Consider the following 25,096-nt stretch of genomic DNA (forward strand, 5'->3'; position numbering starts at 1 on the left):
TAGGCCGGATCGCCGCCGGCGCACCCGTGACCGTCCCCGCGAGACCCGCGCCGTCGCGGGGCGGGCTCAGGGTTTGCGCCGGTCCGGGGCCGGGTGGCCGGTGACGGCGCGCCGGGCGAGGTCCCACAGGCGGTCCAGGGCGGCGAGGACGGGCGGCGACTCCGGCCCGAGCAGCCTGACCCAGGCGCCCGCCCCGTTCGGCAGCGTGCCGGCCCCGCCCGCCGGCCCGCCGCCTCCGCCCGCCGGCCCGCCGCCTCCGCCAGTGCCGGCGCGAACAGGTAGCCGACGAACGCCGTCAGCACGGTCGCCGCCACCACGCCGGCCAGGGCGTACAGCAGGCCGAGGACGGTCGGCACGACGAACGCGCAGCACAGCGCGATGCCGGTGAGCACCGCGTTGTAGCCGTACAGGCCGGCGCCGATGTCGGCCGCGGGCGCGCCGAGCAGCACGGCCACCAGGATCCCGACGGCGCCGGCGGCCAGCGCCGCCCCCGCCACCCGCCACCCGGCGAACGCCAGGCCGATCAGGGAGATCAGGCCGACGTACCACTTGCCCTGGAAGAACACCTGGCCGACGCCGTTCAGCAGCCCCTGCCACAGGTCGGCGAACGTCACCGTGGTCCCCGGGGACGTCGCCGACGGCGGCGCCGCCAGGACGTGCCCGCGCCAGACCCGCTCGTGGGCCGGGCCGCCGACCGCCATGATCGTGGCCACCGCGCAGAACGGCGCGGTGAGCCACGGCATGTCGTGCGGCCCGAGCAGCGTCTTGAGCGCCGACGTCAGGACGCTGCCCATGATCGCGCCGACGACGACCAGCAGCAGCGTGATCCACCGGGCCTGGCCCGCCTGTCTCTCTCGCCGGGACCGGGGTGGACGAGCGGCAACATTCCTGCGCGGCCGGCGGGCCACGCGGCGGCGGTTCGATGGACATGCTTTGCGAAAGCCGTCGAGCACTAAGAGCGCCTCAACAATGCACATGCCCGGCAAAGGCGCTTGACCAGGGAGTTTTGCCCTCGGTTCGCCCGATCATCTCTGTCTGGGGACAGGAAGGGAGGCCGGGCGATGCCGCCAGGGCTCAACACCGGGGATTCGGCCTGGGTGCTCGTGAGCGCCGCCATGGTGCTGCTCATGACGCCCGGACCGGCCTTCTTCTACGGCGGCATGGTCCGTGCCCAGAACGGCGCCGGGGTGATCGGCTTCGGGGACCTGCGCTTCGCCGACATCACGCCCACTATGCTGCACGGCCGCGTCCCCACCTACGCCTTCGCGCTGTTCCAGCTCACCTTCGCCATCATCACGGTGGCCCTGATCAGCGGCTCGGTCGCCGGCCGGAGGACCCGGCTCGGACCGTGGATCGTGTTCTCCGTCGTCTGGGTGACGCTGGTGTACTTCCCGATCGCGCACTGGGTGTTCGACCGGCAGGGCTGGATCAGCCGGTGGGGCGTGCTCGACTTCGCCGGCGGCCTGGTCGTCGAGCTGAACTCGGGCATGGCCGACGGCGGCATCGCGGTCAACGCCTTCCTGACCACCATGATCGCCGGGGCCGCCGGGACGCTGACCTGGCTCGTCCTGGAGTGGTTGCGGCACCGGCACCTCACCCGGCTCGGCCCGGCCACCGGCGCGCTGGCCGGGCTGGTGGCCATCACGCCCTCGTGCGCCTTCGTCAACGCCGAGGGCGCCCTGGTCGTCGGCACGGCCCTCGTCGGCCTGCTGGCGACCGGCGTCAGCGCCACCAGGACCAAGGGCCTGCTCTACGGCGGCCCGATCGAGGTGCTGCTCAAGCGCTCGCCGCGATCGTCGTGGTCGGCCTCTGCTCCTTCATCGTCACCTACCTCATCGGCCGCGTCGTGGACCGGCTGTGCCGGCTGCGCGAGACCGAGGCCGAACAGCTCGCCGGCACCGCGGCGCAGCTCGGGCCGGAGGACTGATGGCCGTCACCCGGCATCCGGCCCGCGCCCTCGTCCTGATCGGGGTGGGCGGCGGCGGCGGCGCGGTCGCCCGCCACCTGCTCACCCAGACCCTGATGGGCGCCGACCACCCGCTGCCCTGGCCCGCGCTGGCGGTCAACGTCCTCGGCTGCCTGCTGACGGGCCTGCTCACCGGCGAGCTGACCCGCCACCCGCTGCACCGCATGCCGGTCAAGGCGCTGCTCGGCACCGGCTTCCTGGGCGGCTTCACCACCTTCTCGCACCTGGTGGACGGCGTCCGGGAGCTCACCGTGGGCGGCGCGGCCGGCTGGGCGGTGCTCTGCCTCGTGCTCAGCGTCGTCCTGGGCCTGCCGGCCGTCTGGGCGGGCCTGCGGCTGGGCGGCCGCCGATGATCCTCGTGCTGGCCGTCAACGTCATCGGCTCGGCCGGGCTCGGCGTCCTGACGGGCATCGCCTCCCGCGGCTCCCTGCCGCCGGTCGTGTTGTCGCTGGTCGGCACCGGGTTCTGCGGCGCGCTCACCACGTTCAGCACCTTCAGCACCGACACCTGGAAGATGCTGGCCGCCGGGTCCACCGGCCGGGCGCCGGCCGACATCGCCGTGAACCTGGTGCTCGGCCTGGCCGTCGTCAGCCTCGGCTACCTGCTCGGCAGGGCGATCGCCGGCTGACCGGAAGGAGGCGGGAACGCCGATGACCACCGCCTCCCCATGGGAGCGGGCCAAGCGGGCCCTGGTCGGCCGGCCGCTGCGGACCAAGCACCTGGAACGGCAGCTCCTGCCCAAACGGCTGGCGCTGCCCGTCTTCTGCAGCGACCCGATCTCGTCGGTGGCGTACGCGACCGAGCAGATCATCATGGCCCTCACCCTGGGCGGCCTCGCCCTGCTGCACGTGACCGGCTGGATCGCCCTGGCCATCGTGGCCATGCTGATCATCATCATCGTGTCCTACCGGCAGACCTGCTACGCCTACCCGGGCGGCGGCGGCGCGTACGTCGTCAGCCGGGAGAACCTGGGCGTCAACGCCAGCCTGGTCGCCGCCGCCGCGCTGCTGGTCGACTACGTGCTGACCGTCGCCGTCTCCGTCGCCGCGGGGGTGGACGCCATCACCTCCTACGCGCCCGGCCTGGAACGCTGGTCGGCGCCGCTGAGCGTGGCCTGCGTCGCGCTGCTCACCCTGGTCAACCTGCGCGGCACCCGCGAGTCCGGCCGCGGCTTCGCGGTGCCCACCTACGCCTTCATCGCCGCGGTCTACCTGATGTTCCTGGTCGCCGCCTGGCGGCTGCTGACCGGCGAGCATCCCCGCGCGGTCAGCGCCGACTTCACCATCGAGCCGCTCTACCAGCCCGTCGGCTTCATCGCCGTCTTCCTGGTGCTGCGCGCGTTCGCCTCCGGCTGCACGGCGCTGACCGGGGTGGAGGCGGTCAGCAACGGCGTGCCCGCTTTCCGCCGGCCCAAGAGCACGAACGCGGCGAACACCCTGGCGATCATGGGCGCGCTGTCGGTCACCATGTTCTCCGGCATCACCGTGCTGGCCCTGCTCACCCACGTGCGGATGACCGACCCCGACCACCCCGGCCGGCTCGCCGGGATGCCCGCCGGGTACGTCGAGCCCACCGCCCTGGCCCAGATCGGCGACGCCGTCCTCGGCCGCGGCGTCCTGTACGCCTTCCTCCAGGCCAGCACCGCGGCGATCCTGATCATGGCGGCCAACACCGCCTACAACGGCTTCCCCATGCTGGCCTCGATCCTGTCCGCCGACTCCTACCTGTCCAGGCAGCTGCACAAGCGCGGCGACCGGCTGGTCTTCAGCAACGGCATCCTGCTGCTCGCGACGGCCGCGGCCGTGCTGCTCGTCGTCTTCGACGCCAACAGCTCACGGCTCATCCAGCTCTACATCATCGGCGTCTTCATCTCCTTCACGCTGAGCCAGGCCGGCATGGTGCGGCACTGGCAGCGGACCGTCCCGCGCTCGCCCGGCGTGCGGCGGCGCCAGGCCGTCAACGCGATCGGCGCGACGGTGACCGCCGCCGTCCTGGTGATCGTGCTGGTCACCAAGTTCGCGAACGGCGCCTGGCTGGTCTGCCTGGCCATCCCGGGGCTGTTCGCGCTCATGAAGGGCATCAGACGGCACTACGACCAGGTACGGGCGGCCACCACACCGGACACGCCCGTCGAGCTGCCCGGCGGCGCCCATGCCATGGTGCTGGTCTCCCGGCTGGGCAGCCCCGCGCTCCAGGCGGTCGCCTACGCCGCGGCCACCCGCCCGGCCGGTCTGGAGGCCGTGCACGTGTGCACCGACGAGGAGACGACCCGCGAACTGCGCGAGGGCTGGGAGCACTACGCCCCCTCCTCCGTGCCGCTGAGGATGATCGAGGCGCCCTACCGGACCGCCGTAGGCCCGATCCTGCGGCACGTACGCGACCGGCTGGCCCTGCACCCCGACCAGATCGTGACCGTCTACATCGTCGACTACGTCACCGGCCGCTGGTGGGAGCCGGCCCTGCACAACCGGCTGACCGCCCGGCTGCGGGACCGGCTGCTGCTGCTCCCCGGCGTCATGGTCACCCTGGTGCCCTACCGGCTGGCCTCGGGCGAAGAACGCGCCGAGCGCCCGCCGCGGCTGCCCACGCGCCTGGCCGTCCTGGCCCGGCGGCCGGACGGCGACGACGACCGGGCGCAGGCGGCTACGCCGCGGCCCTGACGACGTGCATGAGCTCGGCCAGGACCTCGGTGTTGAGCTGGTAGGCCAGCCGCACCTCGCCGATGATCCGCTGGCGCTCGCGCTCGTCGAGCTGCGCGCCGAGGGCGTCGAGCCGGGCGCGGTACTCGGTCTTGAACCGCGGCAGGCTGCCCACCTCGTCGAAGATGTAGAAGTCGACGCCGCCGCCGGCCTGGTAGCCGAAGATCTTCTGCAGTTCCATGCGGATGAACTGGCCGCCCGACAGGTCGCCGAGGTAACGGGTGTAGTGGTGGGCGACGTAGCCGCCGGGCCAGTCGGTCATCTGGTGGATGCGGGCCTGGAGGGTCCGGGTGGCCTTGGAGGGGGCGACGCGCTCGCGCCAGGCGGGGCCGTAGATGGTGGCCAGGTCGCGTTCCAGGGCGGGCTCGCGGTACAGCTCGGGGAAGACGAAACGGCCGGCGACCGGGTGGGCGGCCAGCTCCTTGGAGACGCCGTCGAGCGCGAGGTAGGCGAAGTAGTGCTGGGCGACCATCTCGCCGTACTCGTGCTCGTTCAACCGGCCGCCCATCAGCTCGGCGAGGTAGCCCTCGGACTCGGCCGACTCGTGGTCGCCCCAGGTGGCGGCCCTCAAGGTCTCGGAGAACGACGTCGTCACAGCACTTCCCCAACTCGTGCGAATGTTTCTGACACAGTGTCACAACCCTGGGGAGGCTCCGTCAAGGCGATGGCGACAGCATGTCAGCAAAACTCGCCTCCGCCGTTCATCTACCCAGGAAGGCGGGACTCAAGGGGGCATGCCTGGCGGGGACGTCCGTCGCGCACTGTGGTGGACGTCAAACGGTCCGCTACCTGGAAAAATCGCTCTAACATACGTTGACACCGTCACTCGCCAGTCAACCCAGGAGTGATCCTTGACCGTCCATGCCGACGTCGCCAGGCGACGCATCGAAGAGCTGCTCCGTGAGCACGAGGAGCAGGTCCTCGCCCGTTGGGTGCAGCTCGCCAAGGCCCCGTCGGGAGAGCTCCTCGACATTTACCGGGCCCTGCGGTCCGCGCTCGATCAGGGCATGGGAGACCTCGCCGACGTCAGGGGCCTGCTCACCGAGCTCTCCCGCACCCGCGCCCGCGCGGGCCACGCGCCCGCCGACACCGCCCGCGCCGTCTTCGGTCTCAAGGAGGCCCTGTACGAGCTCGTGGAGGCCGATGGCGAGCCTGAGGCCCTGCGCGGCTTCATCTGGTTCTCCCGGCTCATCGACGACCTGGGCCTGCTCACCTTCGAGACGTTCTCCGACGCCCGCGAGAAGATCATCCTGGACCAGGCCGAGCAGCTGCTCGAACTGTCCACCCCGGTGGTCAAGCTCTGGGAGGGCATCGTCGCCGTGCCGCTGATCGGCACCCTCGACTCCGCCAGGACCCAGGTCGTGATGGAGAAGCTGCTGCAGACCCTGGTCGACACCGGCGCCGAGCACGCTGTGATCGACATCACCGGCGTGCCCGCCGTGGACACCCAGGTGGCCCAGCACCTCCTCAAGACCGTGGTGGCCGCCAGGCTGATGGGCGCCGAGTGCGTCATCTCCGGCATCCGCCCGCAGATCGCGCACACCATCGTCACGCTCGGCATCGAGTTCGGCGACATCGTCACCAAGGCGTCGCTGGCCGACGCCCTCGCCCACGCCTTCAGGCGCAGCGGCGTGCAGGTGAGCCAGGCGAAGCACGCCCGCATCGCCGTCCGGGCGGAGGGCGCCTGATGGACCGGGTGCCCGTACTCAAGCTCGGCGACATCCTGATCGTGTCCATCCAGATCGACCTGGAGGACCAGAGCGTGCTGGCCCTCCAGGAGGACCTGGCCGAGCGGGTCGTCGCCACCGGGGCCAGAGGCGTGATCATCGACATCACCGCGGTGGAGATCGTCGACTCCTTCATCGGCCGCATGCTGGCCACCATCGCCACCATGTGCCGCATGCTGGACGCCCAGACCGTGGTCGTCGGCATGCGTCCCGCGGTGGCGATCACCCTGGTGGAGCTGGGCCTGTCGCTGGGCGGCGTGCGCACGGCGCTGAACCTGGAGAAGGGAGTGGCGCTCCTCGACCACGTCAGGGGCGCCGCCACGTGACCGAGACGATGACGATCGCGGGCAGTGCGGACGTCGTGGTGGTCCGGCAGATCGTGCGGACCCTCGCGATCGAGGCCGGGCTCTCCCTCGTGGACCAGACCAAGATCGTCACGGCGGCCAGCGAGCTGGCCCGCAACGCGCTCGTCTACGCCGGTGGCGGGGACGTGCGCATCGATCTCGTGGAGAACGGCAGGAAGCGGGGCCTGAAGCTGGTCTTCAGCGACGAGGGCCCCGGCATCCCCGACCTCGACAAGGCGCTCACCGACGGCTTCACCACCGGTGGCGGCATGGGCCTCGGCCTCGGCGGCTCCCGCCGGCTGGTCGACGAGTTCGACCTGCTCTCCGCCCCCGGGAAGGGCACGACCGTGACGGTGACCAAATGGGCGAGGTGAGCCCGGCCTGGGTGCGCGCCGAGGACCCGAGCGCCGTCGGCGCCGTCCGGCGGCGGGCGGTCGAGCTGGCCGAGGCGGCCGGCTTCGACACCACCCGCACCGGGCAGACGGCCGTGGCCGTCAGCGAGGCCGTCTCCAACCTGGTCAAGCATGCCGTGGAGGGCGTCGTCCTGGTCCGGCCGCACCCCGAGGCCCCGGCCAGCGTGGAGCTCGTCGCGGTGGACAAGGGCCCCGGCATGGCCGACGTGGCCCGCGCCCTGCGCGACGGCTACTCCACCTCCGGCACGCTCGGCATCGGGATGGGGGCCATCGCCCGCATCGCCACCGGATACGACGTTCACTCGGTGCCCGGCATGGGCACTGTGCTCGTCATGCATTTCACCGCCGAGAACACGCCCGGTCCCGCGCTGCGCGCCAGCGGCCTGACCCGGCCGATCGGCGACGAGGTGAGCTGCGGTGACGGCTACGCCATCGCCGAGAACGGCGAGAGCACCACGGTGCTGCTGTGCGACGGCCTCGGCCACGGCCACATCGCCGCCATCGCCGCGCAGACCGCCGTCGAGCTGTTCGCGCAGGTCCAGGACCAGGAGCCGCTGTCGATCCTGGAACACCTGCACCGGGGGCTGAGCGGCACCCGCGGCGGCGCCGTCGCGGTCGCCCGGGTCGGCCGGGACACCGTCACCTACGCCGGGCTGGGCAACGTCTCCGGCTGGGTCGCCGACGCCGGCGGCCGGCAGGGCATGATCTCGCTGCCCGGCATCGCCGGCCACCAGGGACGCACCCTCCGCCAGTACGAGTACAAGATCCCCCCGTACGCCACCGTCGTGATGCACTCCGACGGCCTGACCGACCGATGGGACCCCGGGAACGTGCCGGGGCTGTTCGCGCGCACCCCCGCGGTCATCGCCGCGGGCCTGCTGCGCGAGGCGGGCAGCAGGCGTGACGACGCCTGCGTGGTGACGGTGAGGCCCGGCAATGGCGGCGACTGAGCTCATCAGGGTCAGGCTCGACACCGACCAGGACGTCTTCGTCCTGCGCCGCCTCGGCCGGGCCGCCGCCGAGCTGGTCGGGCTGGAGTCCCAGGACCAGATCAGGGTCGCCACCGCCCTCAGCGAGGTGGGCAGGGAGGCCTTCGGCAAGGGCGCCGCCGCCGTGATCACCCTCGGCCACGACGTGCTGCTGATCACCATCCGCCACACCAGGCCGTCCGGTTTGGACCGCTCCGAAGGCGTGACGCTGGCCGGCCGGCTCGTCGACGACATCGCCCACGGCGACGGCCACATCACGATCACCAAGCGGCTGCGGCCGCGGGTGAGCGCCGTCCCGCTGGAGGCCATCCGCGCCGACCTCGCCAAGCTGGCCCCGATCAGCGCGCTGGAGGAGCTGCGCGAGCAGAACAGGGAACTGGCCGAGACCCTGGAGGACGTGCTGCGGCTCAACTCCGAGCTGCAGGAGACCAACACCGGCGTGCTGGCCATGTACAACCAGCTTTCGGCCGAGCTGGAGGAGACCAACAGGGGAGTCGTCGCCTTGTACGCCGAGCTGGACGAGAAGTCCGCCCAGCTCCGCGAGACGATCGAGGCCCGCAACCGCTTCTGGGCCACCGTCAGCCACGAGCTGCGCACCCCGCTGAACTCCGTCATCGGCCTGGTCCGGCTGCTGACCGGCCAGGGCGGCGAGCCGCTGACCGAGGAGCAGGCCCACCAGATCGGGCTGATCGGCGACTCGGCGCAGACGCTGCTCGAACTCGTCAGCGAGCTGCTCGACATGGCCAAGGCCGAGTCCGGCCGCCTGGACCCGCAGCCCACGCTGGTCAACCTGGCGCGGATGGCCGGGCAGCTGCACGTCACGATGCGGCCGACCAGCGAGCGCGCCGGCGTGACGCTGAGCCACGAGATCACGCCGGAGGCCACCGAGCTGTACGCCGACGAGAGCATGTTGCTGCGAATTCTCCGCAATTTGCTGTCGAACGCGCTCAAATTCACTCAAAGCGGGCAGGTAGTGCTGGCCGCGCATGCCGACGAAGCCAAGAGCGAGATCGTCATCACGGTCACGGACAGCGGCATCGGCATCTCGGAGGAACACTTGAGTCGCGTGTTCGAGGACTTCTACCAGGTTCCCGGCTCGCTGCAGGTCAGGGCGAGGGGCACCGGCCTCGGCCTGCCGTACGCGCGCAGGCTCGCCGAGGCGCTGGGCGGCACGCTGGAGCTGACCAGCACGCCGGGCGACGGCACCACCGCCACGCTGCGGCTGCCGCACCAGAGCGGCACGCCCGAGGTGCAGCGCGTGCTGATCGCCGACGACGACGAGGTCTTCCGCGCCAGCGCCCGCCGCATGCTCTACGGCTTCACCGTCCACGTGGACGAGGCCGCCGACGGCGCCGCCGCGCTCGAGGTCATGGCCGCCTCCCCGCCCGACGTGATCCTGGTCGACCTGCTCATGCCCCGCGTGGACGGCCACGTGCTGCTGCACCAGATGGCCGAGGACGAGCGGCTGAGCGACATCCCGGTCGTCATCGTGACCATCGCCCCGCAACACGCCCCCGGCAACCGGCCGGTACTGTCCAAGCACGGGCTGCGCAGGGAACAACTCCTGCAGGCCATCCGCAGCGCCCGCCAGGGCGAGAACGGCGGTGCTGGAGAGGACCAGGATGTCTGAGTCCGCACGCGTGCTGGTGGTGGACGACACCCCCACCAAGCGCTACATCCTGTCGAGCTGGCTACGACGGGCCGGGCACCAGGTGCTGGAGGCCAGGGGCGGCGAGGAGGCCCTCGGCATGCTCGCCGCCAACCAGGTCGACCTGGTCGTCCTCGACGTCCGCCTGCCCGACATCAACGGCTACGAGGTCTGCGAGCTGATCAAGGCCAATCCGGCCACCGCCTCCATCCCCGTCATCCAGGTGTCGGCCAACGCGATCACCCCCGCCGACCGCACCGAGGGGCTGGAACGCGGCGCCGACGCCTACCTGAGCGAGCCCATCGAGCCCACCGAGTTCGCCGCGACCGTCGAGGCCATGTTGCGCTACTACCGGGCGCGCTGGCGGGCCGAGCTGATGGCCGAGCGCCTGGCCAAGCTCGCCGAGGTGACGTTGCGGATGAACGAGGCCGAGACGTTCGACGAGCTGCTGACCGTGGCCGTCGAGGGCACCGCCGAGGTGCTCGGCCGCTACAGCGGCACGCTCGCCATGCTGCCCGACGGGCGGGTCCGGCGCTTCCGCGCCCGTCCCGGCGAGCCGGCCGGCGGCGCCCAGCCCGCCGCCTCCGACGTGCTGGAACGCCTGTCCGAGCGGACGCTGAAGGACGCCGCCAGGGCCCGGGTGTTCACCCTGGCCACCAGCGAGTGGGCGGGCCTGCTGCCCGACGTGCGCGCCGAGCACTCCACCACCGGCGTGCTCTGCCGTACCAAGAACTCCCCGTCGCCGGTCTACCTGGGCGTCGAGGCGGTCTCGCCGCTCGACGCCGACGAGGTGAACCTGCTGCGCCAGCTCGGCCAGGAGCTGGCCCTGGCGCTGGGCGCGCTGCGCGCCTACACCGAGGAGCACGACATCGCGCTGACCCTGCAGCGCAGCCTGCTGCCCAGCCGCATCCCCGAGGTGCCGGGCCTGCAGGTCGCGCTGCGCTACCAGCCCGCCGTGGACAACGTCGAGGTCGGCGGCGACTTCTACGAGGTGCTGCAGGTCGACGGACGCGTCCTGGTCGCCGTCGGCGACGTGGAGGGCCATTCCCTGCACGCCGCGACCGTCATGGCCGAGGTGCGCCACGCCCTGCGCGCCTCGCTCATCGCCCAGGTGGACCTGAGCGCCTCCCTCGACCTGCTCAACCAGATGATGCGGCGCTACCACCGGGGCCTGACCGCCACCGTGTGCCTGATGCTCATCGACCCGGCCACCGGCGAGATCGAGCTGGCCAACGCCGGGCACATGCCGCCGCTGTTCGCCGGGCCCGGCAGCTCGTACCACACGCTGGGCAACCTGCTGCTCGGCGCGGTGCCCGAGCGGTACCAGGTCGACCGGCTCAAGCTGCCGCCCGGCGGCACGATGATGTTGTTCACCGACGGCCTGCTGGAGGACCGGCACATCCTGCTCGACGACAGCATGGAGAAGGCCAGGCAGCTCGCCGAGACCGTCGAGGACGACCTGGAGGAGTTCGCCGAACGCATGCTGGGGGCGTTCGGGGCGCGCGAGGACGACGTGGCGCTCGTCGTCGTCCGCCGCACCCTCGACGCGGACTCCGCCGGCGCCTGAACGGGCGTACCTGGGCCTCAGCGGGTGTAGCGGTGCTTGGCCCCGGGCGGGAAGTACTCGGGGTCCCCGGCCTCGCGCAACCGGATGAACGGCATCTGCTGCGCCACCGGAACATAGTTCGCGAACTCGCTGTTCAGCCGCAGGAGCTGGGCCAGGATCGACGCGCCCACCGCCTGGGCGACCTCGTCGGTGGGCTTCTCGCCGGGCATCAGCTCCACCGTGACCGTCAGGTGCCGGTCGTGGTCGGCGTCCTCCGCCGCCTCCATCACGAACTTGCCCGTCACCGATCCGCTGACCTCCGGCTGCTCCAGCCCCACCGCGATGTTCTCCGGGTAGACGTTCGCGCCGTAGTAGGACAGCGTGAAATGGCTGCGGCCGAACACGTAGACGAACGGATGGCGTGGGCCGGCGACGTCCGTCCGGAAACCGTGCCGCTCGGCGAACCCCAGCATGCGCTCGTACGGGATCACCCCGCCCTCGTCGGCGATGTGGTACCGGATCAGAGGTACACCGTTGTCGCCGGAGAACAGCAGCGTGCCCTCGTGCTCCTCGAAGAAGCGCACCCGCGGGTCGTACTGCACCAAGGTCGGCAACCGGGACTCCCCGAACAGCTCCCTGGCCGTGTCCGGGCGGCCGGACAGGAAACGGCGCAGCTCGACCGAGAGCGGCGTCTCGTTGCCCAGCACCCCGGCGTCCGCGGTGCCGTACAGGGAGGCGATACCGCGCACCGGGTCGGCGATCCCGGCCCGCTCGGCCACCAGCGTGCGCCACTCCTCGCTGAACACCTCGCCCGCCGTGACCAGCTTGACGTTCCAGTCGGCCCAGGGGAGCGGCTCGGTGTCGATGACGTTCTTCAGGAACGGCGGATAGCCCAGCAGGACCACCTGGTCGAAGTGCGGCGCCAGCTCCGGCAGCACCCGCGCGATCTCCCTGCGGTCGGTGCCCGGCGCGACGACGGTGATCGGGTAGCCGCGTTCGGCCAGGTGACGACAGCACTCGATGGTGAACAGGCCGCCGACCCAGGTGCCCAGGGCGAAACAGACCACGGCCAGCGTACGGCGTTCGCGGGCCCCGAAGGAGTCCCGGAAGACCTCCTCGAAGCGGGCGGCGATCACCCGCTCGTCCGCCACCGTACGCGGCCAGAACGACGGCGTCCCCGTCGATCCCGAGGACACGGCGATCATGTCCCCGATCACGCCGTCCCGGCAGAGGTCGGGAAGCGGGTGACGGCGGATGTAGGTGTCCTTGGACGTCATCGGCAGCCGGCTGAAGCGCTCCAGACTGGTGACGCTCGCCGGCTCGACACCGTGCTCGGCCAGGAACGAACGGTAGGCGGGCACGGTGGCGGCCACCTGATGGAAGAGCTCAAGGGGATCCATGGGGTACGCGCGGCCGACCGCCCGCAGCCCTCAGCCCCGGACCGGCCCCCACGCCTCCTCCCTCCAAGAATTGATCGTCTCCAGCCCCCATGGTGACACCACCCCCCATCCCCGCCACCCCTCCCGACCCAGACCATCTCCACGCGCCGCGCCGCGCCGATGCCGTATGAAGCGCCCGCCGGTCCTGCCATTCGCCGGTTCTGTGCAGAGCGTCTGCGTGCGTCGTGGCGGTGCCGTGTGGAGCGCCCTGTCCCGTAGGGGCCATTCGCCCTGTGCCGCGCAGAGCGTCTCCGCCGCCGTGCCGGTGCAATGTGTAGCGCCCTGTCCCGTAAGCGCGCTACACGCCCCGCCGCCCCCTACCCCGCGCTACCACTGCGCTCCTGCCCCGCTGGTGTTCCGCGGACCTGTCTACCGGCTGGCGTGCCGGGGATCTGTCTTACCCGCTGGCGTCCCTGGCCCCCTCGTGCCGCTGGCCGCGTCGTCCCCTATGCCTGCCGTACCTCCCTGCGTGCCGTTCCCGTGCGCGCCGACCTGGTTCCCGCCGTACCGCGTACTTCCCGTCCGGGGAGCGCCGCGGCCCAGGTGCTTGAGGGTTCGCTGTGACCCTCGGCTACGCCGTTCCGCTGGCGTCTCGATGCCGTCCCTGTGTCCGTCCCCCTCGTCCTGCCGTGCCTCCTGCCTGCCTGGTCGTTGCTGTATCGCTGTACGTCCCGTGGCTGTGAGTGCGGTGTTCCCGGGGTTTCGGGGGCTGTGCCCCTCCGCTATGCCGGCCCCGTGGTGTCGCTCATTCCGCAGCAAGCTTGTGCCCCCAGGTCCCTGGGCTTGGTCGCTGCTGTACCGCCGTACGCCCGTCCTGGTGAGCGTGGTGTGCCAGGGGCCTTTCGGCGGGCTGTGCCTCTCGGCTGCGCCGTCCTCGTGGTGCCCTCGTCCCGCCGTCTTCCTGCGCCTGCGGGACCTGGTCGTCGCCGTACCGCCGTACTTCTCGTCCCGGTGGGGGCGGCGTCCCAGGTGCTTGCAGGCTCGCCCTGTCCGGCGGCTACGCCGTCCCCAGAGATTCCCCGGAGCTTGGCGGCACCGTACTCGTACGCTGGGCTCTTGTGGCGTCGTCCTGTGGCGCTCGGTGCTGCCCCGGCCTTGTCTCCGCCTCTCTTGCCCCGGGGGCGGAGGGTTCGGGGGTGGGGTTACTCGCCGGGGCGGACGAGGCCGGTTTCGTAGGCGAAGACGATGGCCTGGGCACGGTCGCGCAGCCCGAGTTTGGTCAGCACGCGGCCCACATGGGTCTTGACCGTCTGCTCGGCCACGAACAGTTTCTGGGCGATCTCCTGGTTGGACATGGCCTGGGCGACCAGGATGAGCACCTCCGTCTCGCGCTCGGTCAGCTCCTCCGGACGCCTCCCCGACGGCGGACGCGGACCGCCCAGCCGGGCGAACTCGTGGATCAGCCGCTTCGTGACGGCCGGCGCGATGAGCGCGTCGCCGGCGGCGACCACGCGGACGGCCTCGGCGAGCTGGGCCGCCGAGGCGTCCTTGAGCAGGAACCCGCTCGCCCCCGCCCGCAGCGCCTCGTAGACGTAGTCGTCGAGGTCGAACGTGGTCAGGATGAGCACCTTCGACGCCGGGCACGCCGCCAGCACCTCACGGGTCGCCTCCAGCCCGTTCATGACCGGCATGCGCACGTCCATCAGCACCACGTCGGGGCTCAGCGCGACGGCCCGCGTCACCGCCTCACGGCCGTCGGCCGCCTCGCCCACGACCTCGATGTCCGGCTGGCCGCTCAGGAACACGGTGAACCCCGTGCGGACCATCCCCTGGTCGTCGGCGATCAGCACGCGGATCACGCGGCGCCCTCCCTCTCCTCGATCTCCTCGATCGGCGACCCGATCGTCGATCCGGTTGCCGGCTCCTGAGGTTCCACCGGCAACGCGGCGCTCACCTGGTAGCCGCCGCCCCGCGTGGGCCCGGCGTCGAGCGTGCCGCCGAGCAGCGCCGCGCGTTCCCGCATGCCCACCAGCCCCTGCCCCGCGCCGGGCGCCGCCGCGGGGGACCGGCCGGGGCCGTTGGCGACGCGCAGGCGCAGCGTGCCGGCGTCAGCGGTGATGTCCACGGCGACGCTCGACCCCGGCGCGTGCCGCATCGCGTTGCTGAGCGACTCCTGCACGATCCGGTACGCCGACAACCCCACCGCGGGCGACAGCCGCCCGACCGGCCGCCGGTCGACCGCCACGGTCAGCCCCGCGTTGCGGGCGTTGGCCACCAGCTCCTCCAGCCGGTCGAGGCCGGGCTGCGGCGCGGTGTCGGTACGGCCCTCGGGATCGCGCAGCACGCCGAGGACCTGGCGCAGCTCGTTGATGGCCTCCAGGGACAACGCGCGGATCTCGGCCAGCCCCGCCTCCAGCTGGGACGCGTCGCCCGCGGCCCTGAGCGGCACCGCCTCCGCCTGGATGGCGATCACCGACATGTGGTGGGCCACCACGTCGTGCAGCTCGCGGGCGATGCGGGCGCGCTCCTCCAGCACCGCCTGCGCGCCCTCGGCCTGCCGGGTGCGCCGCTCCTCCTCGATGAGCATGGCCGTGGCGTTGCGCCGGGCGCGCACGTTGTAGCCGAACAGCAGGACGACCACGGCCACGCCCGCCACCACCGGCGTCGAGTCGACGTCGACGGCCAGGCACACCAGGACCGTGAGGATCCCGGCCCCCAGCGTGATCCGCCGCTCGCAGCGCACGCCCACGGAATAGAGCGCCAGCAGGTACGCCACCCCCACCGCGACCGGGTAGGGCGCGTAGCCCTCGTCGCGCCCGATCGTGAGGTTGACGAAGACGGCGACGGGGGTCAGCACGGCCGCCGCCCGCCAGGCCGCCAGCGGCCACCGGTTGCGCAGCACCACGGGCAGGCCGGCGGCCAGGGCCCCGAGGACGACGACGCCGCCCCAGAGCGGCGCGGGATCGCCGGGCGTGGCGGCGGCCTGCTCGTTCCACTCCTGGGTCGTGGACAGCGTCACGCCGAACAGCTCCACGCCCAGCAGGAGCTCGGCGATCTGCAACAGGCTGAACGTCCTGACCGGGACCAGCGCCGCCAGCCATCCGGGCACCGGCATCCGCAGCCACCGGGAACGCGGCCGGGATGGGGGCTCGGCGCTGCCCGTCAGCAACGCGAGCGTGAAGGGCCGCAGCACGGCCAGCAAGGCCCGCCACAGCGCCACGGCGAACCGCCCGGCCGCTCCTCCGGACGACTCCGGACGGCCGGTGCGCGCGTCGCCTTGGGAGGCGAGGGGCGCGGAGCGCCGGGCACGGTGATTCACCTGGTCAAGGATACGGAAGGGCGGGCGGCCGGGCGTCAGACCAAGGTCTGATCCTGATGTCACCCTCAGGTATCACTTACAACATTACGATCGCCGTGAGCGAACATCGGCAAGGTTGGGAACAACGGCGCGCTCCAATGAATTGAGTCGGTATAACTCAACCCTTTGGAGTTCGCATGAGTGAGAGCTTGATCCTCCCGGTCCTGCCGCTCGACGACGAGGTCGTCCTGCCGGGCATGGTGGTTCCGCTGGACCTGTCCGACTCCGAGGTGCGTGCTGCGATCGACGCGGCCCGCGCGTCCGGTGGTAACAAGCCGCGGGTCCTCCTCGTTCCCCGGATCGACGGCCGTTACGGCGCCGTCGGCGTGCAGGCCGTGATCGAGCAGGTCGGAAGGTTGCCCGGCGGTGAGCCCGCCGCCGTGGTCCGCGGTGTCAACCGCGTCCGCGTGGGCACCGGCACCACCGGCCCCGGCGCCGCACTGTGGGTCGAGGCCGACACGATCGACACGGTTCCGGCCGGCGAGCGCGCCCAGGAGCTGGCCAAGGAGTACAAGGCCCTGGCCACCACCATCCTGCAGAAGCGCGGCGCCTGGCAGGTCGTCGACCAGGTCAACCAGATCGACGACCCCTCGGTGCTGGCCGACAGCTCCGGCTACACCCCGTGGCTGACCACCGCCCAGAAGGTCGAGCTGCTGGAGGCCGCCGACCCGGCCGACCGCCTGGCCAGGCTCATCGAGTGGTCCCGCGAGCACCTCGCCGAGCTCGACGTCGCCGAGACGATCCGCAAGGACGTCCAGGAGGGCATGGAGAAGCAGCAGCGTGAGTTCCTGCTGCGCCAGCAGCTCGCCGCGGTCCGCAAGGAGCTGAAGGAGCTCAACGGCGACACCGCCGAGAGCGAGGAGGAGGACTACCGGGCCCGCGTCGAGGCCGCCGACCTGCCGGAGAAGGTGCGCGAGGCCGCGCTCAAGGAGGTCGACAAGCTGGAGCGCACCTCCGACCAGTCCCCGGAGGGCGGCTGGATCCGCACCTGGCTCGACACGGTGCTCGACATCCCGTGGAACGAGCGTACCGAGGACAACTACGACATCGCGGGTGCGCGGGCCGTGCTCGACGCCGACCACACGGGCCTCGACGACGTCAAGGACCGCATCATCGAGCACCTGGCCGTGCGTAAGCGCCGCCAGGACAAGGGCGTCGGCGTGGTGGGCGGCCGGCGCAGCGGCGCCGTCCTGGCCCTCGCCGGGCCTCCCGGGGTCGGCAAGACGTCCCTGGGCGAGTCGGTGGCCCGCGCGATGGGCCGCAAGTTCGTCCGGGTCGCGCTCGGCGGCGTACGCGACGAGGCCGAGATCCGCGGCCACCGGCGCACCTACGTCGGCGCCCTGCCGGGCCGCGTCGTCCGGGCCATCCGCGAGGCCGGCTCGATGAACCCGGTCGTCCTGCTCGACGAGGTCGACAAGGTCGGCGCCGACTACCGCGGCGACCCCACGGCGGCGCTGCTGGAGGTCCTCGACCCGGCCCAGAACCACACCTTCCGCGACCACTACCTCGAGGTCGAGCTCGACCTGTCCGACGTGCTGTTCCTGGCCACGGCCAACGTGCTGGAGGCCATCCCCGGCCCGCTGCTCGACCGCATGGAGGTCGTCACCCTCGACGGCTACACCGAGGACGAGAAGGTCGCCATCGCCCGCGACCACCTGCTGCCCAGGCAGCTGGAGCTCGCCGGGCTGACCTCCGAGGAGGTCAAGGTCGACGACGGCGCGCTGCGGCGGCTGGCCGGCGAGTACACCCGCGAGGCGGGGGTGCGCTCGCTGGAGCGGGCGGTCGCCAGGATCCTGCGCAAGGTGGCGGCCAAGGACGAGCTGCCCGTCACGGTCGGCCCGGACGACCTGGTCGGCTACATCGGCAGGCCGCGGTTCGTGCCGGAGTCGTCGCTGCCCGAGTCCACCCAGCGCACCTCCGTGCCGGGCGTGGCCACGGGCCTGGCGGTGACCGGGGCCGGCGGCGACGTGCTCTACGTGGAGGCGTCGCTGGCCGACCCGGAGACCGGCGAGACCGGCCTGACCCTGACCGGCCAGCTCGGCGACGTGATGAAGGAGTCGGCCCGGATCGCGCTGTCCTACCTGCGCTCGCACGGCGCGGAGCTGGAGCTGCCGGTCACCGCGCTGAAGGACCGCTCGGTCCACGTGCACTTCCCCGCGGGCGCCGTCCCCAAGGACGGTCCCTCGGCGGGCGTGACGCTGACGACCGCGCTGGCCTCGCTCCTGTCGGGCCGCCAGGTCCGCGCCGACGTGGCCATGACCGGTGAGATCTCGCTGACCGGGCGGGTCCTGCCGATCGGCGGCGTCAAGCAGAAGCTGCTGGCCGCCCACCGGGCGGGCATCACCACGGTGCTCATCCCGGCCCGCAACGAGCCCGACCTGGACGACGTGCCCGCGGAGGTGCGCAACGAGCTGACCATCCACGCGGTCAGCGACGTGCGCGAGGTCCTCGACATCGCGCTGACGCCGGCCGAGGTCGCCTCCACGGTCGCGGCCTGACCCGCGCCCGGCACCGCCCCGCCGCACCCGGCCTTCCGGACGCGGCGGGGCGGCTTCGTGTGCGAGGGTTTGAACGAACCGGCGTGCCAGGCCCGCGCCGGGGTCAGCCGGTGACCAGCAGCGCCTCCAGCTCCTCCAGCAGCGCCACGACCCGGGCCGCGCGCTCGGGGTCGTCGCCCACCGCCGCGCGCACCGCCTCCTCCACCGGCCTGGCCGCCCGGCGGTGGACCGCGGCCAGCGCCGGCTCGGTCAGCGTGACCAGGGTGCGCCGGCCGTCGGCGGGGTCGGGCTCGGTCCTGACGAGGCCGCGCTCGCGCATCCGGGCCACCGAGGCCGACACGTGGCTCTGGACGAAGCCCGTCCTGGCCTGGATCTCGCCGACGGTGCCGCCCGGGTGGCGCAGCACGTCCTCGAAGACGGCCTCCTCGCCGGGGGTGAGGGGCGGGCCCTTGGTCTCGCCGGCCGCCGTCTTCGACAGCTCCACCAGCCGTCGTCCGAGCCTTCGCAGTCGTGCCACGTTCATGGTGGCCGATTGTATCGCTGGAGATGTATCGTCAGCGATATGAATGGGGTGGCGAGGACGGCGGTGGGCGCGGCCTGGTTACGGGCGCGCGAGAGCGAGCGGCCCGACCGGCTGTTCGAGGACCCGTACGCGGGCGCCTTCGTGGCGGCGGCGGACGCCGGGCCGCCGGATGCCGGGCTGGGGAGCGGGGCCGGTGATCTCTTCAGCGACCACCTGGTGTTCAGGACCAGGTTCTTCGACGACCACCTGAGCGGTTCCGGCTGCGACCAGGTCGTCCTGCTGGCCGCCGGGCTCGACGCCCGCGCCTTCCGGCTCGACTGGCCGCCGGGCGTGCGGCTGTTCGAGCTCGACCTGCCCGAGCTGCTGGCGTTCAAGGACGGCGTGCTGCGCGGGCTGGCCGCGACGGCAAGGTGCGAGCGCGTCCCGGTGCCGGTGGACCTGCGCGAGGACTGGCCGGGCAGCCTGCGCGCGGCCGGGTTCGACCCGGCGCGGCCGACGGCCTGGCTGATCGAGGGCCTGCTGATCTACCTGAGCCCGGCCGAGGCCGGGCGGCTCCTCGACGGCGTCCGCGCGCTGTCGGCGGCGCGCAGCAGGCTCGCCTTCGAGTACGACCCGGCCGCGGCCGCCCTGCTCGCCGAGCGGGCGCGCACGATGCCCGAGCTGCGGCGGATCGCCACGCTCTGGAAGGGCGGCCCGGGAGAGGACGCCGTCGCCCGGCTCACGGCCCGCGGCTGGCGGGTGCGTACGGTCGATGCCTCCACCCTCGCCACCCGGTACGGCCGCCCCGCCCCCCGCGGCGGATTCCTCACCGCGGTGCTGAGTGACGCAGATCACCGCAATTCCCCGGAATAGGAGTATGTAAAGGCGGCGTTAGCACCGGCGTGAACGAGGCATACGCGAACGACCACCGCGCCCACCGGGACGCCATGTGTTGTCGCATGCGTATGGGGCGAATGCCGGCCCGTTAGAGACCAGATCCCGCCCGTTCTCCTCGAAGGTCACCATGATCCACACTTTCTGCTTCGTGCTGCGCAGGCTGAGTCACCTGCCGTTCCCTCCGGGCAGCCACTAGATCCCACCGCTCCGACGGTGATGTTCGTGTAAGGAAGCGGCCCGCCATCCGGCCGCTCTCAGTCGTGGGGAAATTTCGTGATCCAGGCTTCCGGCCTGCGCAAGCAGTACGGCCAGACCGTCGCGCTCGACGGCGTCGACCTGCATGTGCGCGAGGGCGAGATCTACGGCGTGCTCGGCCAGAGCGGCGCCGGCAAGAGCACGCTGCTGCGCTGCGTCAACCTGCTCGAACGCCCCACCGCGGGCACGGTCACCGTCGCCGGGCAGGACCTGACCGCCCTGCCCGGCCGCGAGCTCAACCGCGCCAGGCAGCGCATCGGCATGATCCACCAGCACTTCGCGCTGCTGTCCTCGCGCACGGTGGCCGGCAACGTCGCCTTCCCGCTGGAGGTCATGGGCGTGCCCAGGGCCGAACGGCAGCGGCGCGTGGCCGAGCTGCTCGACCTCGTCGGCCTCCAGGGACGCGGCGGCGACCGCCCCCACCAGCTCTCCGGCGGCCAGAAGCAGCGCGTCGGCATCGCCAGGGCGCTGGCGGGCAACCCGTCGGTGCTGCTGTCGGACGAGGCCACCTCCGCGCTGGACCCGGCCACCACCCAGTCGATCCTGGCCCTGCTCAAGCGGCTCAACGCCGAGCTGGGCCTGACGATCCTGCTCATCACCCACGAGATGAACGTCGTCAAGAGCGTCTGCGACTCGGTCGCCATCATGACCGGAGGCCGCATCGAGGAGTCGGGGGCGATCGCCGACCTCATCAGGACCCCCGGATCCCGCCTGACCAGAGAGATCTTCCCGCTGCCCGAGCCCGCTCCGGCCGGTTCCGTCACGCTCACCTTCACCGGCGACCCGGGCCGGCCGCTGGTCTCGGAGATGGCGCGCAAGTTCGACGTGGACGTCAACATCCTCGGCGGCTCGATCGAGGACCTGGCCGGCGGCTCGGTCGGCCGCCTGCGCGTGGCGCTGACCGGCGCGGAGTCGTCCTCGGCGCTGTCGTTCCTGCGGGAGTCGGGGCTGCTCGTCGAAGTCGCGGGGGAGGCCGCATGACCTGGGAAGAGATCGCGCCGCTGCTGTGGCCGGCCACGTGGGAGACCGCCCAGATGGTGGGGTGGGCCACGCTGTTCACCGTGCTGTTCGGGCTGCCGCTCGGCGTGGCGCTGGTGGCCTTCGACCGGGACGGGCTGCGCCCGCTGCCGGCGCTGAAGTCCGTGCTGGGGATCGTCGTCAACATCGGGCGGTCGCTGCCGTTCATCGTGCTGATGATCGCCATCATCCCGTTCACCCGGCTCGTCATCGGGACCACGATCGGCACCGCGGCCGTGGTGGTGCCGCTGACCGTGGGGGCCGTGCCGTTCTTCGCCCGGCTGGTCGAGACGGCGCTGCGCGAGGTCGGCACCGACGTCGTCCAGGCCGCGCAGGCCATGGGGGCCGGCCGGACCGCCATCGTGCGCAAGGTCCTGCTGCCCGAGGCGCTGCCGGGCCTGGTGTCGGGGCTGACCGTCACGATCGTCGCGCTCATCGGGTACTCGGCCATGGCGGGCACCGTCGGCGGCGGCGGGCTCGGCGACCTGGCCGTGCGCTACGGCTACCAGCGGTTCGAGACGCTCGTGATGATCGTGACCGTCGTCCTGCTCATCGTCATCGTGCAAATTCTGCAGAGTCTGGGCGACTGGGTCGCTCGGCGCATTTCACATAAGTAAGGGAAAAATCATGAAGATTCGCTCGATATTGGGTGCTGCTGCGCTGTCCCTGTTGCTCGCCGCATGCGGTACGTCGCAGTCCGCGACCACCACTCCTGCCGCCGAGTCGGCCGACACGGTGCTGAAGGTGGGCGCGAGCCCCGTCCCGCACGGCGAGATCCTGAAGTTCGTCAAGGACAACCTGGCCCCGGCCGCCGGGCTGAAGCTGGAGATCGTCGAGTTCACCGACTACGTCCAGCCGAACGTGCAGCTCGACGAGGGCCAGCTGAACGCCAACTTCTTCCAGCACAAGCCCTACCTGGACGACTTCAACTCCTCCAAGGGCACCAAGCTGAGCTTCGTCACCCCGGTGCACCTGGAGCCGCTCGGTCTGTACTCCAAGAAGATCACCTCGCTGTCGGCGCTGGCGGACGGGGCCACCGTGGCCGTCCCCAACGACGCCACGAACCTCGGCCGCTCGCTCAAGCTGCTCGCCGACAACGGCCTGGTCAAGCTCAAGGACGGCGCGGGCACCGCGGCCACCGAGCGCGACGTCACGGACAACCCCAAGAAGCTGCAGTTCAAGCCCCTTGAGGCGGCCCAGCTCCCGCGCTCGCTCGACGACGTGGACGCCGCGGTGATCAACGGCAACTACGCCATCGAGGCCGGGCTCAAGCCCGCGAGCCAGGCGCTGGTGCTGGAGAAGACCGAGGGCAACCCGTACGTCAACGGGCTCGTCGTCCAGGCCGGCCACGAGAAGGACGCCAACATCGTCACCCTCGGCAAGCTGCTCCAGGACCCGAAGGTCAAGGACTTCATCAAGCAGAAGTACGAGGGCTCGGTGATCCCCGCCGAGTGACCCCGGCGTCGATCGACGCCGAAGCCGCGGCCCTCCATCCGGGGAGCCGCGGCTTCGGCGCGCCCTAGCGCCGCCGCCGAGCGACCGAATACTGTTCTAATATGTACCCGGGAGCCATCGCAGCCGTCACCCCCGACAAGCCCGCTGTGATCATGGCGGGCTCCGGGCTGGTCCTCACCTACCGCGAGCTCGAAGAGGAGTCCAACCGCCTGGCCCACGCCTTCCGCGCGGCCGGGCTCAAGCCCGGCGACCACGTCGCCTTCATGCTCGCCAACCACCCGCTCTTCCTGGCCATCGCCTGGGCCGCGCACCGCGCCGGCCTGTACTACACGCCGATCAGCTCCCGCCTGCAGACCGACGAACTCGCCTACATCGTGGACAACTGCGGCGCCCGGGTCTTCATCTCCAGCGCGAACCTGTCCGAGGTAGCCACCTCGATCACCGACGCCACGCCGCGCGTGGAGCTGCGGCTCATGCTCGACGGCGTCGCCGAGGGCTTCGCCTCCTACGAGGAGACGGTGGCCGGCTGCCCGGTCACCCCGATCGCCGACGAGTGCCAGGGCGCCGACATGCTCTACTCCTCGGGCACGACCGGCCGTCCGAAGGGCGTCAAGGTGGCCGCCTCGCTGGCGCCGCTGGCCGAGTCGAACACGCTGGTCCGGCTCATCCAGGCGCTGTTCGCGCCGTCGGCCGACAGCGTCTACCTCTCGCCCGCGCCGCTGTACCACGCCGCGCCGCTGCGCTACTGCCTGTCCTTCCAGCGGCTCGGCGCCACGGTGGTGGTGATGGAACGCTTCGACCCCGAGGAGTACCTGCGGCTGGTCGAACGGTACGGGGTGACGCACTCGCAGCTCGTGCCGACGATGTTCATCAAGATGCTGAAACTGCCGGAAGAGACCCGGAAGAAGTACGACCTGTCGTCGCTGGTCTGCGCCATCCACGCGGCTGCGCCGTGTCCCGTGCCGGTCAAGGAGCAGATGATCTCCTGGTGGGGGCCGGTGATCCACGAGTACTACGCGGGCACCGAGGGCAACGGCTTCCTCTACGTCGGCTCCCAGGACTGGCTGGAGCACAAGGGCACGGTCGGCCGCTCGCTGCTCGGCGTCGTGCACATCTGCGACGAGGAGGGCGAGGACCTGCCGCCGGGCGAGCACGGCACGGTCTACTTCGAGAACGGCGCCCGCTTCGAGTACCACGGCGACCCCGACAAGACCCGCTCGGTGCAGGACCCGAAGGGCCGGGGCTGGACCACCCTCGGCGACATCGGCTACCTCGACGCCGACGGTTTCCTGTACCTCACGGACCGCCGCTCGTACATGATCATCTCGGGTGGGGTGAACATCTACCCGCAGGAGGCCGAGAACGTGCTGGCGGTCCATCCCAAGGTGGCCGACGTGGCCGTGTTCGGCGTACCGGACGAGGAGATGGGGGAGCAGGTCAAGGCCGTGGTCCAGGCGATGACGGCGGCGGAGGCGGGGCCGGCGCTGGAGGCGGAGCTGATCGCGTACTGCCGGGAGCACCTGGCCCACTACAAGTGCCCGAAGTCGGTCGACTTTCGTGACGAGCTCCCGCGCCACCCGACCGGCAAACTCTACAAACGCCTCCTGAGGGACGAATACTGGCCCGCCCGCACCTGACCAATCGATGGGGGAGGCTTGGTGGTGCCCCCGGCCCTGCCGCGGGCCGGGGGCGGACGTGCCGGCCCCTCACCGAGCTGGACGGGAGACGAGCATGACCAATATCGGAGTGCCCGAGATCCTCGCTCTTCTGGTGATCCTCGCCCTCGGGGCGTTGATCTTAGGAGGCATCGTGTTCGTGGCGGTGCGGCTCGCCAACCGCGGCCGGCGGTAGCCCCGGCGCGGGACGCCTCCTCGACAACGCGGCTCCGGCCGCCTAGGGTGCGGGGCATGACGGACCGCTCGGCCGTGGGCCGGTGTGAGTGCGGGGCGGCCGCCGGACCGCTGGGCACCTGCGCGGACTACTACCACGCCGTCCTGTCCGAGGAGCAGGCCGATCCCGGCATGTACAGGTGGCACGCGCTGGTGGTCTGCGCGTACTTCCTGCAGCATCCGTCCGGGGCGCACCCGAAGTACCTCGACGGCCAGTTCCGCCAGTTGCAGCTCTGCCTGGACCGGGGCCTGGACGCGCTGCTTCGCGTGGGAGCCCGCCAGGTGGCCGGGAACAGGCACGGGAGGCGGCCGGTCCACGACCTGGAGCCGTTGTCGGCGTACGCGCCGCTTCCGCCGGGTGGGCCGCCCCGGCACTTCCGCGCCACCTTCCGCGACCTCCCGTTCCGGGACGGCAGCTTCGTGTCCGACGGCCATCAGGCCTACGGCCACCGCATCGAGACGATCGCCGAAGCCACGGTGGAGTCCTGGAGATCCCTCCAGACCTGACCCCGTA

Annotated in this window: 22 protein-coding genes and 2 pseudogenes; 18 read left to right on the plus strand and 6 right to left on the minus strand. The window is 71.7% G+C overall.

Annotated elements, in window-relative coordinates:
- Positions 1 to 278 precede the first annotated feature (278 nt).
- Positions 279 to 977: pseudogene (locus ABZ459_RS11640) on the minus strand (urea transporter); the annotation flags it as partial.
- Positions 978 to 1,232: 255 nt separating this feature from the next.
- Here ABZ459_RS11640 and ABZ459_RS11645 point away from each other — a divergent pair.
- The 5 genes and pseudogenes from ABZ459_RS11645 to ABZ459_RS11665 form a co-directional block, all read left to right on the plus strand.
- A pseudogene (locus ABZ459_RS11645) lies at positions 1,233 to 1,637 on the plus strand (ammonia channel protein); the annotation flags it as partial.
- Between the two features lie 161 nt (positions 1,638 to 1,798).
- Positions 1,799 to 1,927: a hypothetical protein gene (locus ABZ459_RS11650; RefSeq protein WP_357969023.1), complete on the plus strand. Its 129-nt coding sequence runs from the start codon at positions 1,799 to 1,801 to the stop codon at positions 1,925 to 1,927.
- Complete coding sequence (locus ABZ459_RS11655) at positions 1,927 to 2,319, plus strand: CrcB family protein (RefSeq protein WP_357969025.1); 393 nt, start codon at positions 1,927 to 1,929, stop codon at positions 2,317 to 2,319. The genes ABZ459_RS11650 and ABZ459_RS11655 overlap by 1 nt, the downstream gene beginning before the upstream one ends.
- Entirely contained in the window at positions 2,316 to 2,594 is a 279-nt protein-coding gene (locus ABZ459_RS11660; protein ID WP_357969656.1) for a CrcB family protein, read from the plus strand. The genes ABZ459_RS11655 and ABZ459_RS11660 overlap by 4 nt, the downstream gene beginning before the upstream one ends.
- Positions 2,595 to 2,616: 22 nt before the next feature.
- A complete protein-coding gene (locus ABZ459_RS11665; protein ID WP_357969028.1) occupies positions 2,617 to 4,626 on the plus strand; it encodes an APC family permease in 2,010 nt (669 codons plus the stop codon).
- Here the strand turns inward: ABZ459_RS11665 and ABZ459_RS11670 are convergent.
- Positions 4,610 to 5,260, minus strand: coding sequence for a biliverdin-producing heme oxygenase (locus ABZ459_RS11670; protein ID WP_357969031.1), 651 nt, complete (start codon positions 5,258 to 5,260; stop codon positions 4,610 to 4,612). The genes ABZ459_RS11665 and ABZ459_RS11670 overlap by 17 nt on opposite strands.
- Positions 5,261 to 5,516: 256 nt before the next feature.
- On the opposite strand from ABZ459_RS11670, the gene ABZ459_RS11675 reads away from it, so the two are divergent.
- Genes ABZ459_RS11675 through ABZ459_RS11700 form a run of 6 tightly spaced genes read left to right on the plus strand, consistent with a single transcriptional unit; the run spans position 5,517 to position 11,353 of the window.
- Positions 5,517 to 6,353, plus strand: coding sequence for an STAS domain-containing protein (locus tag ABZ459_RS11675; protein WP_357969033.1), 837 nt, complete (start codon positions 5,517 to 5,519; stop codon positions 6,351 to 6,353).
- The gene (locus ABZ459_RS11680) at positions 6,353 to 6,718 is read left to right on the plus strand and encodes an STAS domain-containing protein (protein ID WP_221762408.1); all 366 of its coding nucleotides are present in this window, start codon (positions 6,353 to 6,355) and stop codon (positions 6,716 to 6,718) included. The genes ABZ459_RS11675 and ABZ459_RS11680 overlap by 1 nt, the downstream gene beginning before the upstream one ends.
- An 8-nt stretch (positions 6,719 to 6,726) precedes the next feature.
- Complete coding sequence (locus ABZ459_RS11685) at positions 6,727 to 7,110, plus strand: anti-sigma regulatory factor (RefSeq protein ID WP_357969659.1); 384 nt, start codon at positions 6,727 to 6,729, stop codon at positions 7,108 to 7,110.
- The gene (locus ABZ459_RS11690; RefSeq protein WP_357969036.1) at positions 7,098 to 8,099 is read left to right on the plus strand and encodes an ATP-binding SpoIIE family protein phosphatase; all 1,002 of its coding nucleotides are present in this window, start codon (positions 7,098 to 7,100) and stop codon (positions 8,097 to 8,099) included. Before ABZ459_RS11685 ends, ABZ459_RS11690 begins: the two co-directional genes overlap by 13 nt.
- A complete protein-coding gene (locus ABZ459_RS11695) occupies positions 8,086 to 9,768 on the plus strand; it encodes an ATP-binding protein (protein WP_357969039.1) in 1,683 nt (560 codons plus the stop codon). Before ABZ459_RS11690 ends, ABZ459_RS11695 begins: the two co-directional genes overlap by 14 nt.
- Positions 9,761 to 11,353, plus strand: a complete 1,593-nt coding sequence (locus ABZ459_RS11700; RefSeq protein WP_357969042.1) for a fused response regulator/phosphatase — start codon at positions 9,761 to 9,763, stop codon at positions 11,351 to 11,353. The genes ABZ459_RS11695 and ABZ459_RS11700 overlap by 8 nt, the downstream gene beginning before the upstream one ends.
- Positions 11,354 to 11,370: 17 nt before the next feature.
- Here the strand turns inward: ABZ459_RS11700 and ABZ459_RS11705 are convergent, their stop codons facing one another.
- The 3 genes from ABZ459_RS11705 to ABZ459_RS11715 form a co-directional block, all read right to left on the minus strand.
- The gene (locus ABZ459_RS11705) at positions 11,371 to 12,732 is read right to left on the minus strand and encodes a phenylacetate--CoA ligase family protein (RefSeq protein ID WP_357969045.1); all 1,362 of its coding nucleotides are present in this window, start codon (positions 12,730 to 12,732) and stop codon (positions 11,371 to 11,373) included.
- A 1,181-nt stretch (positions 12,733 to 13,913) separates the two neighbouring features.
- Complete coding sequence (locus ABZ459_RS11710) at positions 13,914 to 14,570, minus strand: response regulator transcription factor (protein WP_357969048.1); 657 nt, start codon at positions 14,568 to 14,570, stop codon at positions 13,914 to 13,916.
- Entirely contained in the window at positions 14,567 to 16,030 is a 1,464-nt protein-coding gene (locus ABZ459_RS11715) for a sensor histidine kinase (RefSeq protein WP_357969051.1), read from the minus strand. Before ABZ459_RS11715 ends, ABZ459_RS11710 begins: the two co-directional genes overlap by 4 nt.
- 176 nt (positions 16,031 to 16,206) lie before the next feature.
- Between ABZ459_RS11715 and lon the strand changes: the two genes are divergently transcribed.
- Positions 16,207 to 18,567, plus strand: a complete 2,361-nt coding sequence (lon, locus tag ABZ459_RS11720; RefSeq protein WP_357969053.1) for an endopeptidase La — start codon at positions 16,207 to 16,209, stop codon at positions 18,565 to 18,567.
- Between the two features lie 103 nt (positions 18,568 to 18,670).
- On the opposite strand, the gene ABZ459_RS11725 is transcribed toward lon, so the two are convergent.
- The gene (locus ABZ459_RS11725) at positions 18,671 to 19,090 is read right to left on the minus strand and encodes a helix-turn-helix domain-containing protein (protein WP_357969055.1); all 420 of its coding nucleotides are present in this window, start codon (positions 19,088 to 19,090) and stop codon (positions 18,671 to 18,673) included.
- A gap of 39 nt (positions 19,091 to 19,129) precedes the next feature.
- Here ABZ459_RS11725 and ABZ459_RS11730 point away from each other — a divergent pair, with 39 nt between their 5' ends.
- From ABZ459_RS11730 to ABZ459_RS11755, 6 genes are all read left to right on the plus strand, one after another.
- On the plus strand, positions 19,130 to 19,942 hold the full coding sequence (locus tag ABZ459_RS11730) for an SAM-dependent methyltransferase (RefSeq protein ID WP_357969058.1): 813 nt from the start codon (positions 19,130 to 19,132) through the stop codon (positions 19,940 to 19,942).
- A 297-nt stretch (positions 19,943 to 20,239) separates the two neighbouring features.
- Positions 20,240 to 21,202: an ATP-binding cassette domain-containing protein gene (locus tag ABZ459_RS11735; RefSeq protein ID WP_357969061.1), complete on the plus strand. Its 963-nt coding sequence runs from the start codon at positions 20,240 to 20,242 to the stop codon at positions 21,200 to 21,202.
- Positions 21,199 to 21,855 carry a methionine ABC transporter permease gene (locus ABZ459_RS11740; protein WP_357969063.1) on the plus strand — a complete coding sequence of 219 codons (657 nt, stop codon included), beginning with the start codon at positions 21,199 to 21,201 and terminating at the stop codon, positions 21,853 to 21,855. Before ABZ459_RS11735 ends, ABZ459_RS11740 begins: the two co-directional genes overlap by 4 nt.
- 10 nt (positions 21,856 to 21,865) lie before the next feature.
- A complete protein-coding gene (locus ABZ459_RS11745; protein WP_357969065.1) occupies positions 21,866 to 22,693 on the plus strand; it encodes a MetQ/NlpA family ABC transporter substrate-binding protein in 828 nt (275 codons plus the stop codon).
- Between the two features lie 101 nt (positions 22,694 to 22,794).
- A complete protein-coding gene (locus tag ABZ459_RS11750) occupies positions 22,795 to 24,330 on the plus strand; it encodes an AMP-binding protein (protein ID WP_357969068.1) in 1,536 nt (511 codons plus the stop codon).
- A gap of 270 nt (positions 24,331 to 24,600) precedes the next feature.
- On the plus strand, positions 24,601 to 25,089 hold the full coding sequence (locus ABZ459_RS11755) for a DUF5946 family protein (RefSeq protein WP_357969069.1): 489 nt from the start codon (positions 24,601 to 24,603) through the stop codon (positions 25,087 to 25,089).
- Positions 25,090 to 25,096: the final 7 nt, after the last annotated feature.

The organism is Nonomuraea sp. NPDC005692 (assembly GCF_040631115.1).
In the GTDB taxonomy this organism is placed as follows: Bacteria; Actinomycetota; Actinomycetes; order Streptosporangiales; family Streptosporangiaceae; genus Nonomuraea.

Excerpts from the sequence above, each read along its gene's own strand:
- ABZ459_RS11680 (WP_221762408.1), top strand. The coding sequence starts at position 6,353 with ATGGACCGGGTGCCCGTACTCAAGCTCGGCGACATCCTGATCGTGTCC.
- ABZ459_RS11740 (WP_357969063.1), top strand. The coding sequence starts at position 21,199 with ATGACCTGGGAAGAGATCGCGCCGCTGCTGTGGCCGGCCACGTGGGAG.
- ABZ459_RS11700 (WP_357969042.1), top strand. The coding sequence starts at position 9,761 with ATGTCTGAGTCCGCACGCGTGCTGGTGGTGGACGACACCCCCACCAAG.
- ABZ459_RS11665 (WP_357969028.1), top strand. The coding sequence starts at position 2,617 with ATGACCACCGCCTCCCCATGGGAGCGGGCCAAGCGGGCCCTGGTCGGC.
- lon (WP_357969053.1), top strand. The coding sequence starts at position 16,207 with ATGAGTGAGAGCTTGATCCTCCCGGTCCTGCCGCTCGACGACGAGGTC.
- ABZ459_RS11685 (WP_357969659.1), top strand. The coding sequence starts at position 6,727 with ATGACGATCGCGGGCAGTGCGGACGTCGTGGTGGTCCGGCAGATCGTG.
- ABZ459_RS11660 (WP_357969656.1), top strand. The coding sequence starts at position 2,316 with ATGATCCTCGTGCTGGCCGTCAACGTCATCGGCTCGGCCGGGCTCGGC.
- ABZ459_RS11750 (WP_357969068.1), top strand. The coding sequence starts at position 22,795 with ATGTACCCGGGAGCCATCGCAGCCGTCACCCCCGACAAGCCCGCTGTG.
- ABZ459_RS11755 (WP_357969069.1), top strand. The coding sequence starts at position 24,601 with ATGACGGACCGCTCGGCCGTGGGCCGGTGTGAGTGCGGGGCGGCCGCC.
- ABZ459_RS11655 (WP_357969025.1), top strand. The coding sequence starts at position 1,927 with ATGGCCGTCACCCGGCATCCGGCCCGCGCCCTCGTCCTGATCGGGGTG.
- ABZ459_RS11730 (WP_357969058.1), top strand. The coding sequence starts at position 19,130 with ATGAATGGGGTGGCGAGGACGGCGGTGGGCGCGGCCTGGTTACGGGCG.
- ABZ459_RS11690 (WP_357969036.1), top strand. The coding sequence starts at position 7,098 with ATGGGCGAGGTGAGCCCGGCCTGGGTGCGCGCCGAGGACCCGAGCGCC.
- ABZ459_RS11745 (WP_357969065.1), top strand. The coding sequence starts at position 21,866 with ATGAAGATTCGCTCGATATTGGGTGCTGCTGCGCTGTCCCTGTTGCTC.
- ABZ459_RS11705 (WP_357969045.1), bottom strand. The coding sequence starts at position 12,732 with ATGGATCCCCTTGAGCTCTTCCATCAGGTGGCCGCCACCGTGCCCGCC.
- ABZ459_RS11725 (WP_357969055.1), bottom strand. The coding sequence starts at position 19,090 with ATGAACGTGGCACGACTGCGAAGGCTCGGACGACGGCTGGTGGAGCTG.
- ABZ459_RS11695 (WP_357969039.1), top strand. The coding sequence starts at position 8,086 with ATGGCGGCGACTGAGCTCATCAGGGTCAGGCTCGACACCGACCAGGAC.